This window comes from Nocardiopsis sp. NPDC101807 (assembly GCF_044766605.1).
GTDB lineage: Bacteria > Actinomycetota > Actinomycetes > Streptosporangiales > Streptosporangiaceae > Nocardiopsis > Nocardiopsis tropica.
The window spans coordinates 714,940-731,381 of sequence record NZ_JBIWMK010000004.1; the positions used below are offsets into that span (position 1 = coordinate 714,940).

Genomic DNA, 16,442 nt, shown 5'->3' on the forward strand with positions numbered 1-16,442 from the left:
TACGCGGCGGTTCTCGGACGCGGCGGGACGCAGACACGCGCATGGACGTGAAGAGGGCGGGCGGCCCGGGGCCCCGCCCCACGAGGACCCGCGCCGCCACGGCGGCGACGGGATCGGCGGCGGGCCCCCGGCTCCGCCGTGAGCGTCCCCGGCGCCGCTCCACCGCACCGGCCCGGGCGGTCCGGGATCCGGCCCCGCCCGGACGCGGGCGGGGCGGCGGGCGGCCCGCGCCGAGGACGGGGCCCGGGCCCCGCTCCCTGTTCCCCGGGGCCCGGCGGTCGCCGGGCGGCCGCGCACGCCCCGACCCGGTCCGGGGCGGAGAGGGACCCCGGTCCCCCCGCGTGCCCGCGCGGTCTCTGGCACAGTTGGTCGTGACGTGGGGACCCCGGCGGCGGAGCCGGGGCCGGCCGCCCGGGTCCGGGGAACCCGTGCGCGGGGGACGAACACCGCGGGCTACGCTTACCGGTCTGCGCCGGAGCAAGCGGAACGGGCAGTCGACACACCTCTCTCGGGGAGCGATCATGACCAACGATGACCGCGGGGACGCCCGGAGCGGCGGGGACGGCGAACACGAGCCGCCCCGTTGGAGGAGCGGAAAACCCGCTCCAGGGCTCGGTTCCCGCATCGGCGGCCTGCTGGACGGGCTCCCGGAGAGCGGGCGCGGCGCCCAGGCGCGGGCGCCGCACGTGGCGGGAGGACCGGCCAACCCGTTCCGGCCCAGGGAGCCCGCGCCCCCGCAGCCCCCGCCGCGACCGGAGGCGGGTGGGCCGGCGCCGCAGGACCCGCCCCCGGCGGAACCCGTGACCGGGGACGCGGCGGACCCGCAGCCGGGAGACCCGGCCGGGGACGCGGCGGACCGGCACACCACCGCGCCGCGGGAGGCCCGCGTCGCGAGCGAGCCCTCCCCGGACATGCCCCCGCCCTCGGGCCCCCCGCTCCGGCCCAACGTGATCCCCTTCCGGGGCGAGCGGGCCGAGGAGCCGGACGCCGCCGGGCCGCACGGCCCCGCCGGGCCGACCACGAACCACGCACACGCGGACCAGCACCCCGCGACCGCCGAGCCGGAACAGGGCATGGACGCACACGAGACAGCCGCGCCCCCTCCCGGGCCGCAGCACACCGGGCCCTCACGGCCGGCCCCCGTACCGGCGTCCGCCGGGACCGAGGAGCCCCGGGACCCGCAGGCGCACCCGGAACCCGAGGGGGCCGGGGCCGACCGCCGGCCTGCCCCCGCCTTCGACGACGCCGAGCGCGCCGCGGTCTACCGCGCCCTCCGCGGGCGGCACGACGCCCGGACGCGCTTCCGCCCCGACCCCGTCCCCCACGGTGTGCTCACCCGGGTCCTCGAAGCGGCCCACCGGGCGCCGAGCGTGGGCCACTCGCAGCCCTGGGACTTCGTCGTCGTCCAGGACCCCGCCCTGCGCTCACGCGTGCGCGACCTCGCCCTCGCCGAGCTCGGGGCCCTCGCGGACGCACCGCACGGAACCCGCGCCCTCGACGGGGCCGAGGTCGAGGCCGTCCTCGATGCGCCGGTCAACATCGCCGTCACCGTCGACCCCGCCCGCGGCGCCCACCACGCCCAGGGCCGCCACGCCAGGCCCGAGAGCGCGTCCCACGCCGCCGCGCTCGCGGTGGAGAACCTCCGGATCGCCGCCCGGGCGGAGGGCCTCGGCGTCGGCTGGGTGGGCCACGTCGACGCGCTCGACATCGCCCGCGCCCTCGAACTCCCCTCGTACCTCGGCGTGGCCGCCTACCTGTGCGTCGGGCTCGTCGAGGAGCCCCCCGCCGAGCCCGGGGCCGACCCCGCCGACCGGGCGGACGAACGCCCCCTGTCCTGGGCGGTGCACCACGACCGCTACGGCCGCCGAGGTCTGCCCGGCCAGGAGCCGACGAGCCTGCTGGAGGAGACCATCACCGCCATCGGAGCGCCGGACACCCGGGTGCTGGAGGAGGCCCGGGACCGGCAGGACCGGATGACCAAGCCGCCGGGCTCCCTCGGGGTCCTGGAGGACGTCTCGGTGCAGCTCGCCGGGCTGGCCGGGGAGTGCCCCCCGCCGATCCCCGAGCCCGCAGCCGTCGCCGTCTTCGCGGGCGACCACGGGGTGCACGCCCAGGGGGTCACCCCCTGGCCCCAGGAGGTCACCTCCCAGATGGTGCACAACTTCCTGGAGGGGGGCGCGGTCGTCAACGCCCTCGCCCGGCAGGTGGGCGCCACGGTCACGGTGGTGGACGTCGGCGTCGTCGGCGACCTGCCCGGAGCCGCAGGACTGCTGCCCCGCAAGGTCGCGCGCGGCACCGCGGACTTCACCCGGGGACCCGCCATGACCCGCGAACAGGCCCTCCAGGCACTGGAGGGCGGCATCGAGGTCGCCCGCGACCTGGTGTCGGCCGGCAACAGGTGCCTCGTCACCGGGGACATGGGGATCGCCAACACGACCCCGGCGGCGGCCCTGGTCTGCGCCTTCACCGGGGCCGACCCGTCGCTGGCCACCGGCCGGGGCACCGGCGTGGACGACGCCACGTTCGAGCACAAGGTCGACGTGGTGCGCCGGGCCCTGGCCGCCAACCCGGTCGACCCCGCCGACCCCATCGGCACCCTCGCCGCGCTGGGGGGACTGGAGCACGCGGCCCTGGCCGGGTTCGTGCTGGGCGGCGCCGCGCTGGGCGTTCCGGTCCTGTTGGACGGGGTCATCGCCGGGTCGGCCGCCCTGGCCGCCGCGGCCATCTCGCCCGAGTCGCTCGGCGCCTGCTTCGCCGGGCACCGCTCGAGCGAGCCCGGCCACTCGCTGGCCCTGGACCACCTGGGGCTGCGCCCCCTGGTCGACCTGGAGCTGCGCCTGGGCGAGGGGTCCGGCGCGCTGCTGGCGCTCCCCCTGCTCCAGGGCGCCGCGCGGGTCCTGCGCGACGTCGCCACCTTCGACGACGCGGGCGTCTCCACCGCGCACGCGTAGGGCCCGGCCGCCCCGTCCCGCCGAGGCCCCGGTCCTCCGGCGGGCGGCCGCGGCCCCGGGGGGCGCCCGCGCGGGCGCCCCCGGAGCGCGCCGCGGCTCCGCGCCGCCCGCCGGGCCCTCCTCCGGGCGGCGGGGGCGGCCCGGGGCGCCGGTACGGCGCGCGGCTTCAAAGTCTCCGCGGATTTCTTGTGCCGGTCCACAGGCGACGCGCGGCCCCGCCGCCGATACGTTTCCACTGGCAGCGAGTACATCCAGCCAGGGAGACGTCGTGAACTTGCTCATCACCGGAATCACCACCCAGTCCTCCATCGCGTACGCGATCACGGAGGAGGCCATGCGCCAGGGGCACTCGGTGATCCTCACCAACCCGCCGGGGCGGCCCCTGTCGATCCTGGAACGGGTCGCCAAGCGGCTGCCCTCCGAGCCCGTCGACGTCCTTCCCATGGACGTCACCGACCCCGAGCAGATCAGCGCCACCGCGAAGGCCGTGGCCGAGCACTGGGACCACGTGGACGGCGTCCTGCACGCCATCGCCTACGCCCCCGAGTCCGCGCTGGGCGGCAACTTCCTCAACACCGCCTGGGAGGACGTCGCCACCGCGGTCCACGTCTCCGGGTTCTCGCTCAAGGCCCTCGCCGTCGGGTTCCGCGAGCTGATGGCGGCCGCCCCCGACGGCTCCGGAGTGGTCTCCCTGACCTTCGACGCGAGCGTCGCCTGGCCCGTCTACGACTGGATGGGCTCCGCCAAGGCCGTCCTGGAGAACAGCACGAAGTACCTGGCCCGCGACCTCGGCGGCGACGGCATCCGGGTCAACGCCATCTCGGCGGGTCCGATCAAGTCCCTGGCCGGGGGCTCCATCCCCGGGTTCTCCCAGATCGCCGACTCCTGGGGCGACAACGCCCCGCTGGGCTGGGACACCAAGGACGCCTCCGTGGTCGCCGGTCCCGCCCTGTTCCTCATGTCCCCGGCCGCGCGGGCCATCACGGGGACGGTCATGCACGTCGACGGCGGGTACCACGCCATGGGCGCGCCCCTCGCCTGAGCGCCGGACGGCGCGGGGCGCACCGGGCGGTGCGTGGCGGCTCACATCCCCGGAGCGCGAGGGTTTACCAATGCGTAACACCGCTTTGACAAGGTGAGCCGGAGCAATCGCCGCACATCGCCGGCGGCTGGCGCACCTTCCCGCCAGCACCCCGCCGTCGTCGCCGGGGGCCGGTACGGACGACCGAAGGGGCGCTTTCCGTGACCTATCTCCTTGGTTTGCGCATGCGAGGCCGGGACGTGCTCGTCGTCGGGGGCGGCAGAGTCGCCCAGCGCCGGATCCCCGTGCTGGTCGAGGCGGGCGCCCGGGTGACCCTGCTGGCCCCCGAGGCGTCCGCGGCGCTGGAGGACCTGGCCGCCGCCGGACACCTCACCTGGCTCCGCAGGCCCTACGCCCCGGGCGACGTCGCCGGCCCGGAGGCGCCCGCGTACTGGCTCGTCCACGCCGCCACGGACGATCCGGCGGTCAACGCCGCCGTCGCGGAGGAGGCGGAGGACGCCCGGGTGTGGTGCGTGCGCGCCGACGACCGCCACGCGTCCTCGGCCTGGACCCCCGCCAGCGGCACGGCGAACGGCATCACCGTCGGCGTCGTCGCCTCGGGGGACCCCCGCAGGTCGGCCGGGCTGCGCGACGCGATCACGGAGGGCCTCGCCGACGGCACCCTCGACGCCCGGCGCGGACGCGAGCCCCTGCGCGGCGTCGCGCTGGTCGGAGGGGGGCCCGGCGACCCCGGCCTGATCACGGTCCGGGGCCGGCAACTGCTCTCCCAGGCCGACGTCGTGGTCGTCGACCGGCTCGCCCCGACCTCCCTCCTGGACCGGCTGCCGGCCGACGTGGAGATCGTCGACGCCGCCAAGATCCCCTACGGCCGGTCCATGAGCCAGGAGGACATCAACGAGGTCCTGGTCACCCGGGCCGCTCAGGGGAAGTTCGTGGTCCGGCTCAAGGGCGGCGACTCCTTCCTGTTCGGGCGGGGGGGCGAGGAGGCCGCCGCCTGCGCGGCGGCCGGGATCCCCGTCATCGCCGTGCCCGGGGTCACCAGCGCCCTGGCCGCCCCCGCGAGCGCCGGGATCCCCGCCACCCACCGCGGTGTCGCGCAGGACGTGCACATCGTCTCCGCGCACGTCCCCCCGGGCGACAGCCGGTCGACGGTCGACTGGAAGGGCCTGGCCGCGGCGGGCGGCACCGTCATCGTCCTCATGGGGGTCGAGCGCATCCGGGAGATCGCCGAGGCCCTCGTCGCCCACGGCCGCCCCGCCGACACGCCCGTCGCCGTCGTACAGGAGGCCACTCTGCCGGGGCAGCGAACGGTGACGGGTACGCTGGCCACCATCGCCGCCGCGGTCCGTTCGGCCGAAGTGCGGCCGCCCGCGGTGGTGATCATCGGAGAAGTGGTCAAAACAGCGCGGGATCTTGACATACTGCACACGGGAACCCAGCTCGAGTCCCATCGGCTGGCGACCGGGCGCGATCCCCAGTGAGGCCCTCGCCGACGGCGTTCGTCGCCCGCCCGGTGGGGGACCGCCAGTACCGATGAGGAGGGCATACCGATCATGACCCGGCCGTCGGCCGCACCGGACACCACGGGTGACGGTGCCTCGGACCGGTTCGGAACCGGACCGGCCGCCACCTCAGACCAGACCGCCGAGGGTTCCGCGGCCGTGCCCGGGGCAGACCCCCAGGGCATCGCCGAGGCACGCAGGGGCCCCACGGTCCCCGTTCCCGCGGGACCGGCCAAGCACCGCGCCCCCGCACCCGACGACAACCGTTTCGACCAGGTCCTGGAAGAGCTGCGCAAGCAGATCCGCGACCTGGAGTTCGCCGAGGGGCTGCCCAACGCCGAGGAGGGCCGCACCCTCCAGGCCGACGTCCTGGCCCAGCTGTCCGACTACGTCCTGCCCCGGGTCCGCCGCCCCGACATCCCCCTGCTGATCGCGGTCGCGGGGTCCACCGGTGCGGGCAAGTCGACCCTGGTCAACAGCCTCGTCGGCGAACAGGTCACCACCACCGGGGTGCGCCGCCCGACCACCAACAGCCCGGTCCTGGCCTGCAACCCCGCCGACGTCGACTGGTTCAGCGAGGCCTCGTTCATCCCGTCCCTGCCGCGTGTGCGCCAGCAGGGCCTGGCGATGCCGGGCAAGGACGGCATGCTGGTGCTCGCCGCCACCGAGGCCATGCCCCCGGGCGTGGCCCTGCTGGACACCCCCGACGTCGACTCCGCCGTCGCCGCCCACCACGAGTTCGCCGCCAAGTTCCTGGACGCCGCGGACCTGTGGGTGTTCGTCACCACGAGCACCCGCTACGCGGACGCCCGTGTGTGGGAGTTCCTCCAGGTGGCGCGCGACCGCGACACCTCGCTGGCCGTCGTGCTCTCCCGGGTGCCGCGCCGCGGCCGCCGTCGGCTCCTCGACCACTTCGGGGCGATGCTGGAGGCCAACGGGCTGGGCGGCGCCGCCAGGTTCGCGATCCCCGAGACCGACCAGGTGAGGGGGGAGCGCTTCACCGCCAACGTCGCCGACCACATCCGCGACTACCTCGCCGAGGTGGCGGGGGAGGCCGAGCAGCGGGACCGGGTCTCCCGGCGCACGTTCATCGGCGTCATCGACAGCTTCCGCACCCGCGTGCCCGAACTCGCGCGCCAGGTGGAGGCCCAGATCGAGACCGGGCGCACGCTCTCCACGGTGGTGGACGACGCCTACGCGGGCGCCCGCCGCCGGGTGGACACGGGCCTGGTCGACGGGTCCCTCCTGCGCGGGTCGCTGCTCGCGCGCTGGCAGGAGGTCGCCGCGAGCGGCGAGCTGGCCAAGAGCCTGCGCATGCGCGGCAGGCGCACCCGCCGGAGCGGTCGAGCCGAGCAGGCCGAGCGCGGCCAGCGGGTGAGCGCCCTGGAGCGCGCGCTCCGCGACGCGCTGGAGGCCATGGTGGTCTCCGCCTGCGAGCACGCCTCCGACGAGATCGAACAGAAGTGGCGCGAGGTGCCCGGCGGCGGGGACCTCGCGGGCAAGGCCCTGGACCAGCCCGGCACCGGCCTGCTGTCACAGCAGATCCGCCAGGAGATCGCCGAGTGGCAGGACGACGTGGCCGGGATGACCACGGTCAGCGGGGCCACCAAGCGCTCCGTGGCCCGGTTCGTCACCTTCGACCGCGACATCGTCGCCCTGGTCCTGATCATCGACCTGCTCGGCTACGAGCGGTCCCGATCCGGAGGCGGCGCACACGCGGCCGACGCCTCCGGCCCCTCTCCGCAGCGCCTGCTCAAGGGGCTGTTCGGCGCCCAGTCACTGCGAAGCATTGGCGAAACCGCACGGGACAACCTGCGCCGGCGCGTCCTCGGGCTGCTCGATCGCGAGCGAGTGCCCTTCGACAGCGCGCTCGCGTCGGCCGGGATCCCCTCCGAGGACAGCGCCGTCCAGCTCTATCAGGCCACGTACAACCTTGAGATAGCACGATGACGACTCAGTGGAACCCCGCGCAGGCGCAAGGGGACTACGGCGCGGCCGACGGCCGCGCCGAGGCCGAGGACCGCGAGAGCGGACGCCCCGGCGCCCGCGGGCACGCCCCGCAGGACGAACCGGTGCGGTCCGCAGGAGGGCCGTGGCGCGGGTACACCATGCCCGTTCCCGAGCACCCCGATCACGCCGACCCCTCGGAGGACGGTACGGAGGAACCCTCCTACGACGGCATCGCCGGCTACCCGGACCCGTCCGGCGCCGCCGCGCCGAGGGAGGCCCCCGAGCGCGCCGGAAACGCGCAGGACGAGGAAGGCGGGGCCCCTGGCGGGCCCGGGCCCCAGGAGGCGCCTCCGCGGCGCTCGGGGCGGCACGCCAGGAACTCCGCGGCGCCCGGGGGGGACGGTCCTCCCCGGCCCGACAGGAGCGCCCGACCGGAGGGGGAGGCGCTCGACGCCGACCCGGACGACATCACCCCGGAGGACCCCGACGGGCTCGCCGGGTGGGTGGGGAGCCTCGCCGAGGCCGCCGACGACACCCGTATCGCCGGGCGCACCACCGGCGCCTTCCCGATCGTGGGACAGCGCGCGGCCTCCGGAGGCGGGACCGGCGAACCCGCCCGCGCCCGCCGCGGCGCGGCGCAGGAGGAGCCCCCCGGCGCCGGGACGCCCGCCGACCGGGAGGACGACACCGCGGGGGACGGCGGCCCGCCCTCCCCGGACGCGTCCGTCGCCCCGGAGCCGGAGGAGCCCGAACCGCTGCCGCGCCGCGTCCCCGGGCCCTCGGCGGTCTCCGGAGCCTTCCGCGCGATCGGCCCCGACACCGCGCCCGAGCCGGCGGGCGGCGCCGGGGAGGAGGACGAGGAGGAGTACCGCCCCACCACCCACGACGACTGGGAGGCCACCCCGTCGACGAGCAGGGCCGAGCTCATCGAGCGCCTGGACGCACTGTCCACGCTGACCGAGCTGGGCCAGGGCGACCTGCCCCAGGAGATCACCGCCCGGGCGGCCCAGCTGCTCGACCACGCCGGAGCCCGGCTGAGGCTGTCCGCCGAGCACACCGTCGTCGCGCTCGCCGGCGGCACCGGCAGCGGCAAGTCCTCCCTGTTCAACGCCCTGTGCGGACTCGAACTCTCGCAGATCGGCGTCACCCGGCCCACCACCTCCAAGGCGCACGCCTGCGTGTGGGGGCACGAGGGGGCCGACGCCCTCCTGAGCTGGCTGGGCGTCCCCAACCGCTACCGGCACTCGCGTTCCAGCGTCCTGGACGCCGGCAACTCGGAGCTGACCGGACTGGTCCTGCTCGACCTGCCCGACCACGACTCCGTGCGCAGCGTGCACACCGCCGAGGCCGACCGGCTGATCGGCTCGGTCGACCTGCTGGTGTGGGTCCTGGACCCGCAGAAGTACGCCGACGCCGCCGTCCACCACCGCTACCTGGCCAGGATGGCCGGCCACGGGGCGGTCACCGTCGCCGTCCTCAACCAGGTGGACAAGGTGGAACCCGACGAGCTGGAGGAGCTGCTCACCGACCTGCGCCGCCTGCTGGAGTCGGAGTCCGGCGTGCACCCGCGCGTCATCACCACGTCCACGGTCACCGGCCAGGGCGTCCGCGACGTGCGCGAGTTCCTCGCGGAGACGGTGCGCGAGCGCCGCGCGCTGGTGGACCGCCTGGTCGCCGACCTGGACCAGGTCGTCGAGCCCTTCGCCGACTTCCACGGCGAGGGGGACGTCCCCGGGACGGTCCCCGCCGACGTGCGGACCCGGATCCAGGAGGGGCTGGCGGGCGCGGCGGGGGTGACCGCCGTCGCCGACGTCACCGAGACCAACGACGTCAGGCGCGGCAAGCGCAAGGTCGGCTGGCCCGTGGCGCGCCGCGCGGCCAGGCTCCGCAAGGACCCCCTGGCCGCCGTGCAGCTCGACTTCCTGCGCCGCGACAGCGAGAACGGCGTCCGGGGCCCCGTCGACGCGCACGTGGCCGAGTTGGAGACCGTCCTCGGGGAGGCGGCCGACACCGTCTCCGAGGGCATGCCCGCGCCCTGGCGGCGCCGGATGCGCACCGCCGCGCGCAGCGCGGTGCCCGAACTCCCGGCCGAGCTGGGAGAGGCCGTCTCGGCGGCCGTCGGCGACCCGGATCTGAGCCCCGGGTGGTGGAAGCTCGCCCGCACCGCGCAGTTCGTCCTGCTCACCGCGGTCGGCATCGGTCTGGCCTGGACGGTCGTCTCCGTGCTCAGCTGGCTCGGCGGCGGTATCACCGGCCTGGCGATGTTCGACGACCCGGTCTTCGCCGCCTACTCGGGCGCGCTGGTGGTCGCGGCGCTGCTGGTCGGCTGGCTGACCGGCGTGGGCTGCGGCAACCTCGTCGAGGTGGCGGCGGTCCAGCGCCGCGAGGACGTGGAGCGCAAGGCCCTGGGCCGGGTCCGCGAGATCACCGCGCTGCGGGTGGTGGAGCCGATGGAGGCCGAGCTGGCGAGGTACAGGGCGTTCCGCTCCGCCTACGAGGTGGCCGCGGCCGGGACCTGAGCGGACGACCGGTGACGGCACGGTCGGCGCGACCGCGTCCGCCCGCCGGACCACGGGCCCGGGGGCGGGCGGCATCATGCCGCCCGCCCCCGGGTGTGTTGCGTAGGCGTGGGTATCAGACCCAGCTCGCGCCGTCGATCGCCATGGTGAGTGCTCCTTCGTGTCGAGTGCTGCCGAGGCGGAATCGGCCGGGCCCCCGGGAGGTCGGCGGTCCGTGCCGGAGCGGCTGACGCCGCGCCCCACAGAAGAATGCCCCAGAACCGGTGCACGACCAACCCCCCTGGGTCTCCGCACACCCCGGAACAGGGGCCTCGCGACTCTCAATACAATAAGCGATTAAGTTATTACCCAAAGTGATGTAAAGTGTTGGGGTGTCGAGTGGGCCCGCCCGGCGAGCGGTCTTCGGGCGTTCGGCTACCCGGCCGTCGTCACCGAGTGGCATGGTAGGGGAACGCGGGGCGAATCCACCCCGTCGAACGGAGAACCGCAGGAGGCGGCGGACCCATCAGAGTCGGGTGTGGGGGATGAATGGCAGAGCGTGACACAGAAGGGAGGCGGGAGCCGTGAGCATCTCGGAGAAACCGGCGGCGCCGGTCGGCCGTGCCCCCGGGGGCCGGTCCTCGTGGCCGGTCCTCCAGGAGCCCCAGGGCCTGATCGTCTACATGTGCCTGCTCCTGGTCGCCGCGCTGTTCCTGTTCGGCGTGGCGTTCGCCCTGACCGTGTTCTCACTGAAGGACCTGGTCACCTTCACCGCGCTGGTCGCCGGCGCGGCGATCTCGGTCGAGGGGAGCCGCCGGCTGGGCACGCCCACGCCCGCCGGGTTCAACCGCGACCTGCTGGGGGCCTGGTGGTTCCCGGTCGTGCTCCTCCTCCCGCCGGTGTACTCCCTGCTCATCCCCATCCCCGTGTACCTGATGGTCCAGCAGCGCACGAGGCGCACCCTGGTGCACCGCCGGGTGTTCAACGCGACCTCGGTGGGGCTCTCGGGGTTCCTGGTGTCGGTGGTCTGGCACGGCGTGTGGGGGGACGACCTCGTCGGCGGCCTGGGCGGCGTCGTCGAGTCCGGCGAGCCCCTCACCACGGGGCCCGGCGTGCTCGTGGCGGTGCTGTGCTGCGCGGGGTTCACCGTCCTCAACACCCTCCTCGTCGCCCTGGCCGCGAGGATCAGCAGCGGCCCGGGCAACAGCCTGCGCCCCATGTGGGACCGCGAGGCGCTCATCGTGGACGCCGTCGAATTATGTGTCGGCGTCACGGTCGCCATCCTCGCCCAGCTGTCCCTCTTCCTCCTGGTCATCGCGGTCCCCCCGGTTCTCCTCCTCCAGCGCAGCCTCCTCTACCAGCAGTTGCAGATGGCCGCGCGGACCGACCCCAAGACGGGGCTGCTCAACGCGCCCACCTGGGAGCAGGAGGCGTCGATCGAGATCGCCAGGGCCCGCTCCTCCCGGGGGCGCGCCGCCGTGCTCATCGTCGACATCGACCACTTCAAGCGGGTCAACGACAGCCACGGCCACCTGTTCGGGGACCAGGTCCTCCTGGGGGTGGCCACCACCATCGCCCAGCAGCTGCGCCAGTCCGACCTGCTCGGGAGGTTCGGGGGCGAGGAGTTCGTGGTGCTGCTGCCCGGGTCCGACACCACCGAGGCCTGGCGCGCGGCCGAACGCCTGCGCACGCAGGTGGGGGGCATGGAGATCGCGGTCGACGGCGTCCCGGTGCGCATCACCATCTCGATCGGGGTGGCGGTCATCGGAGACCACGGCAACGACCTGGTCGAACTGCTCACCGCGGCCGATCTCGCGCTCTACCGGGCCAAGGAGACCGGCCGCAACCGCGTGTGCCTGCCCGCGGGGCGCCCCGGCGTCGGCGGCACGATCCCCGGCCCGCGCGAGGCGGAGCTGACCGACCGCGGCGGGCCCGCGGAACCCACCGATCCCAGAGAGGTCACCTGAGCCGCGGTCCCACGGAGAACGCGCGGTCGTCCACAGGTTCCGGAAGCCCCTTGTCCGCGACCGGGTGATCACGCACCGTGAAGACATGCACCTCGACCAGCCGCACCACCCGCGCGACCCCCACGACCCCCAGGACCCCGCCCGTCCGCCCGAGCGGCCGGACCGGCCGGGGCACCCCGGCGCCCCGGCCGCGGCCCGCTCCCCGCGCGGGGGCCCGGACCCGGCGCCCGGGCCGCGACCGCCCGGTGGCGCCCCCACGTCCGGCGCCTCCCCCGGCGCCCTCACGCTGACCAACCCGACCGACATCATCGCCACGCTCCCGTACCTGGTGGGGGAGCCGCCCGACCCCGGGATCGTGGTCCTCGCCATCAGGGACCGCTGCGTGCACTCCGTGTACTGCGGCGATCTGGACAGGATGGACGGCGCCCCCGACCCGGCGGGGCGGGCCGCGGCCCCCGCCGCCGCGGCGGCCTCCGAGGGCTGCACGGCCCTGGCCGTCGTCGCGTACGGGCCGCCCGGGCGGGTGACCCCCTACGTCGACGCCCTCCTCGCCTCCGCCCGGACACACGGCCTCGCCGTCGTCGACGCCATCCGGGTCACCGGCGGCCGGTACTGGTCCTACACCTGCGGATCGGCCGGGTGCTGCCCGGCCGAGGGCACGGTCGTCGACGTCGACGGATCCACCGTCCCGGCGAGCGCGGTCCTGCACGGGATCGTGCCCGCGCCGCCGTTCCACGCGACCATGGCCGACATCGCCCGCATACGCGCGCTCCTCGCCCCCGTCCACGGGGAGGAGCGGGCCGCGATGGAGGCCGCCGCCGACCGTGCGCGGACCCGCGCGGCGCGGTCGGGGGGCGGCGCGCCCCCCGACCGGGGGCTCACCGAGGTCCTGGCGGCGGTCCGGGCCGAGCACGAGGGGCGGGCGGTCACCGATCCGGACGGGCTGGCCCGGCTGGGCGTGCACCTGACCGGGACCGGCGTGCGGGACGAGGTGTGGGCGAGGATCACCGCCGAGGCGGCCCCCGTCCACCAGGCGCTGTGGAGCCGGGCCACCCGCTGCCTGCCCGCGGAGCTCAGGGCCGCCCCCGCCTCCCTGCTCGCCGTCGCCGCGTGGCAGCGCGGCGACGAGGCGCTCGCGGCGGCGGCCTTGGACGTCGCCCTCACCGCGGACCCCGGCTACTCCATGGCCGCGCTCATGAGCCGCGCCCTGGCCTGGGGGCTGCCGGTGGAGCGCTGGCGGGAGTTCACGCCCCGCTGGTTGAGCAGGGGGAGGAACCCGGCGCAGGACTGACCTCGGGGACGGGGGCGTGCCCGGGGGAGACCCGGGGCGGCGCGCCCCCGTCGCCGTGCGGGCCCCGGTCGCCGTGCGGGTCCCGGAGGGGGCGGGCCCGGTCGGCCCCGGGCTCCGTCCCCGCCGGGGATCCCGGGCGCGCTCCGATGGCGGGGGCATGGGCTGCGACGCCCTAGGCTTGGAGGCATGCCGGAGTACATTTTCACCATGAACAACGTGCGCAAAGCGCACGGCGACAAGGTCGTCCTTGACAATGTTTCGGGGTCGTTCCTGCCCGGAGCCAAGATCGGCGTCGTGGGCCCCAACGGCTCGGGTAAGTCGACGCTTCTGAAGATCATGGCCGGCATCGAACAGCCGTCCAACGGCGAGGCGCGGCTCATGCCCGGGTTCAGCGTCGGGCTGCTCGCGCAGGAGCCCCGGCTCGACGCGGACAAGACGGTCCTGGAGAACGTCGAGGACGGCGTCGCCGAGACCAAGGCGATGCTGACCCGCTTCAACGAGATCGCCGAGCAGATGGCGACGGACTACTCCGACGACCTGCTCGAGGAGATGGGCAAGCTCCAGGAGCAGCTCGACCACCGCAACGCCTGGGACCTGGACAGCCAGCTGGAGCAGGCGATGGACGCCCTGCGCTGCCCGCCCGGGGACGCCTCCGTCACCCAGCTCTCGGGTGGCGAGAAGCGCCGGGTCGCCCTGTGCAAGCTCCTCCTCGAGCAGCCCGACCTCCTCCTGCTCGACGAGCCCACCAACCACCTCGACGCCGAGAGCGTGAACTGGTTGGAGCAGCACCTGGCCAAGTACCCCGGCACCATCATCGCGATCACACACGACAGGTACTTCCTCGACCACGTCGCCACGTGGATCCTGGAGCTGGACCGCGGCCAGTTCTACCCCTACGAGGGCAACTACTCCACCTACCTGGAGACCAAGCAGGCCCGCCTGAAGGTCGAGGGGCAGAAGGACGCCAAGAAGGCCAAGCGCCTCAAGGACGAGCTGGAGTGGGTCCGCTCCAACGCCAAGGCCCGCCAGACCAAGAGCAAGTCCCGTCTGGCCCGCTACGAGGAGATGGCGGCGGAGGCCGACAAGACCCGCAAGCTGGACTTCGAGGAGATCCAGATCCCGCCGGGCCCCCGTCTGGGCAACACCGTGGTCGAGGTCAAGAACCTCACCAAGGGCTTCGACGACCGCGTCCTCATCGAGAACCTCAGCTTCTCCCTGCCGCCCAACGGCATCGTCGGCGTCATCGGTCCCAACGGTGTCGGCAAGACGACCCTGTTCAAGATGATCGTCGGCGAGGAGACCCCCGACCAGGGCAAGATCACCGTCGGCGACACGGTGGAGATCTCCTACGTCGACCAGTACCGGGGCCGCATCGACGACAGCAAGAACGTCTGGGAGACGATCTCCGACGGCGAAACGTTCATCACGGTCGGCAAGGTCGAGATCCCGAGCCGCGCCTACGTCGCCGCCTTCGGCTTCAAGGGCTCCGACCAGCAGAAGCAGTCCGGGGTGCTCTCGGGCGGCGAGCGCAACCGGGTCAACCTGGCGCTCACCCTCAAGCAGGGCGGCAACCTGCTGCTCCTGGACGAGCCCACGAACGACCTGGACGTGGAGACCCTCGGCTCCCTGGAGAACGCGCTGCTGGACTTCCCCGGCTGCGCCGTGATCACGTCCCACGACCGCTGGTTCCTCGACCGCGTCGCCACGCACATCCTCGCGTGGGAGGGCGACGCCAACTGGTTCTGGTTCGAGGGCAACTTCGAGTCCTACGAGAAGAACAAGATCGAGCGCCTGGGCCCGGACGCCGCACGTCCGCACGCCGTGACCCACCGCAAGCTCACCCGCGACTAGCGTCGCGGGGCCGGGCACGCGCCCGCGGGGGCACCGGAGGACCGGTGCCCCCGCGGGCGTTTCCGCAGCGGTGCACGCGCGGATATTCCCCGGCGCCGGGACCCACGGGGGGTCCGGAGAACGTCGCGTACCCTGGACCCGATGACTTCCGCGCGTGATGACCAGCAGAGCGTGGGCGAGCAGCCCGTGCGAATGACGTTCTACGAGGCCGTGGGCGGTGAGGAGACCTTCACCCGCCTGGTTCGCCGTTTCTACGAGGGCGTGGCCGACGACCCTGTGCTCCGCCCCATGTATCCGGAGGAGGACCTCGGCCCGGCCGAGGAGCGCCTGCGCCTGTTCCTCATCCAGTACTGGGGCGGCCCGCGCACCTACAACGAGCAGCGCGGCCACCCCCGCCTGCGGATGCGGCACGTGCCGTTCCGCATCGGCGCCGCCGAGCGCGACCTGTGGCTCAAGCACATGCGCGCCGCCGTGGACTCCCTCGACCTGCACGAGGCGCTGGAGCGCCAGCTGTGGGAGTACATGGTCATGGCCGCGCACAGCATGGTCAACGTCCAGGAGGACGCCGTCCCCCCGGAGGTCCCCCGTCCGACACGCGTGTCGGTGGCCTCCGATGACGAGGGCGACGACGGCGATGCCGTTACCATCTCCCTGAAGTGAGGGGGAGCCCCGGACGCGCCGTCCGGGAGCCCGTCGGACGGAGCCGCGGCCGCACGGGCCCGGCGCCGGCGCGTCCGGCCCGTGCGGGCTCCCCGCTCGGCGGAGCCGGACCGGGGAAGAGGGTGCTGTCTTGAGGCCAGGGACCGCGTGGGTCAGCAGGACCGAACTGCGTACCGACCGCCTGCTCCTCCGGCGCTGGCAGGAGCGCGACCTCGAACCCTGGGCGGCCGTGAACGCCGATCCCGAGGTCCGGGAGCACCTGGGCGAGCCGCTGACCCGCGATCAGAGCGATGCCTCCGTCGCCCGGTTCCGGGCCGGGTTCGACCTGCGGGGCTACGGCTGGTGGGCGGTCGAGGAGCGGGACACGGGCGACTTCGTCGGGTCCGCGGGCCTGGACCGGGTGGAGGAGGGCCTGCCCTTCGGCGGGACGGAGATCGGCTGGAGGCTCGCCCGGCCGGCCTGGGGGCGGGGCTATGCCACCGAGGCCGCGCAGGCGGTCCTGGCCTACGGCTTCGGCACCCTCGCCCTCCCCGAGATCCTCGCCGTGGCCACGGTCACGAACATCCGCTCACAGGCGGTGATGCGCAGGATCGGCATGAGCCGGGACCCGGAGGGCGACTTCGACGACCCGCGGGCGCCCGAGGGGCCCCTGCGCCCGAACGTGCTGTACCGCATCGCCGACGGCGCCGCGGACCGGGGCTAGGGCGTGGTCCGCGGGTGCTTGCGGCGG

The 16,442-nt window shown here is 74.8% G+C and carries 10 protein-coding genes; all 10 read left to right on the top strand.

Going from position 1 to position 16,442, the window contains the following annotated elements:
* Positions 1 to 521: 521 nt before the first annotated feature.
* The 10 genes from cobT to ACIRPH_RS16065 all read left to right on the top strand — a co-directional run bounded on the left by cobT (position 522) and on the right by ACIRPH_RS16065 (position 16,415).
* On the top strand, positions 522 to 2,951 hold the full coding sequence (gene cobT, locus ACIRPH_RS16020; protein ID WP_402914674.1) for a nicotinate-nucleotide--dimethylbenzimidazole phosphoribosyltransferase: 2,430 nt from the start codon (positions 522 to 524) through the stop codon (positions 2,949 to 2,951).
* A gap of 268 nt (positions 2,952 to 3,219) precedes the next feature.
* Positions 3,220 to 3,993 (top strand): enoyl-ACP reductase FabI, encoded by a 774-nt coding sequence (gene fabI / locus ACIRPH_RS16025; RefSeq protein WP_402914676.1) that lies wholly within the window; start codon positions 3,220 to 3,222, stop codon positions 3,991 to 3,993.
* Positions 3,994 to 4,217: 224 nt separating this feature from the next.
* Positions 4,218 to 5,474: a uroporphyrinogen-III C-methyltransferase gene (gene cobA / locus ACIRPH_RS16030; RefSeq protein ID WP_402914679.1), complete on the top strand. Its 1,257-nt coding sequence runs from the start codon at positions 4,218 to 4,220 to the stop codon at positions 5,472 to 5,474.
* Positions 5,475 to 5,546: 72 nt separating this feature from the next.
* Positions 5,547 to 7,445 (top strand): dynamin family protein, encoded by a 1,899-nt coding sequence (locus ACIRPH_RS16035; RefSeq protein ID WP_402914682.1) that lies wholly within the window; start codon positions 5,547 to 5,549, stop codon positions 7,443 to 7,445.
* Positions 7,442 to 9,964, top strand: a complete 2,523-nt coding sequence (locus tag ACIRPH_RS16040; RefSeq protein ID WP_402914685.1) for a GTPase — start codon at positions 7,442 to 7,444, stop codon at positions 9,962 to 9,964. The genes ACIRPH_RS16035 and ACIRPH_RS16040 overlap by 4 nt, the downstream gene beginning before the upstream one ends.
* A gap of 563 nt (positions 9,965 to 10,527) precedes the next feature.
* Positions 10,528 to 11,910 carry a GGDEF domain-containing protein gene (locus ACIRPH_RS16045; RefSeq protein WP_402914687.1) on the top strand — a complete coding sequence of 461 codons (1,383 nt, stop codon included), beginning with the start codon at positions 10,528 to 10,530 and terminating at the stop codon, positions 11,908 to 11,910.
* Between the two features lie 85 nt (positions 11,911 to 11,995).
* A complete protein-coding gene (locus ACIRPH_RS16050) occupies positions 11,996 to 13,201 on the top strand; it encodes a DUF4192 family protein (RefSeq protein WP_402914689.1) in 1,206 nt (401 codons plus the stop codon).
* Positions 13,202 to 13,387: 186 nt separating this feature from the next.
* Complete coding sequence (ettA, locus tag ACIRPH_RS16055; RefSeq protein WP_344184342.1) at positions 13,388 to 15,052, top strand: energy-dependent translational throttle protein EttA; 1,665 nt, start codon at positions 13,388 to 13,390, stop codon at positions 15,050 to 15,052.
* A 141-nt stretch (positions 15,053 to 15,193) separates the two neighbouring features.
* Positions 15,194 to 15,712, top strand: coding sequence for a globin (locus ACIRPH_RS16060; RefSeq protein WP_267948567.1), 519 nt, complete (start codon positions 15,194 to 15,196; stop codon positions 15,710 to 15,712).
* Positions 15,713 to 15,842: 130 nt separating this feature from the next.
* Entirely contained in the window at positions 15,843 to 16,415 is a 573-nt protein-coding gene (locus ACIRPH_RS16065; protein ID WP_402914693.1) for a GNAT family N-acetyltransferase, read from the top strand.
* Positions 16,416 to 16,442 lie beyond the last annotated feature (27 nt).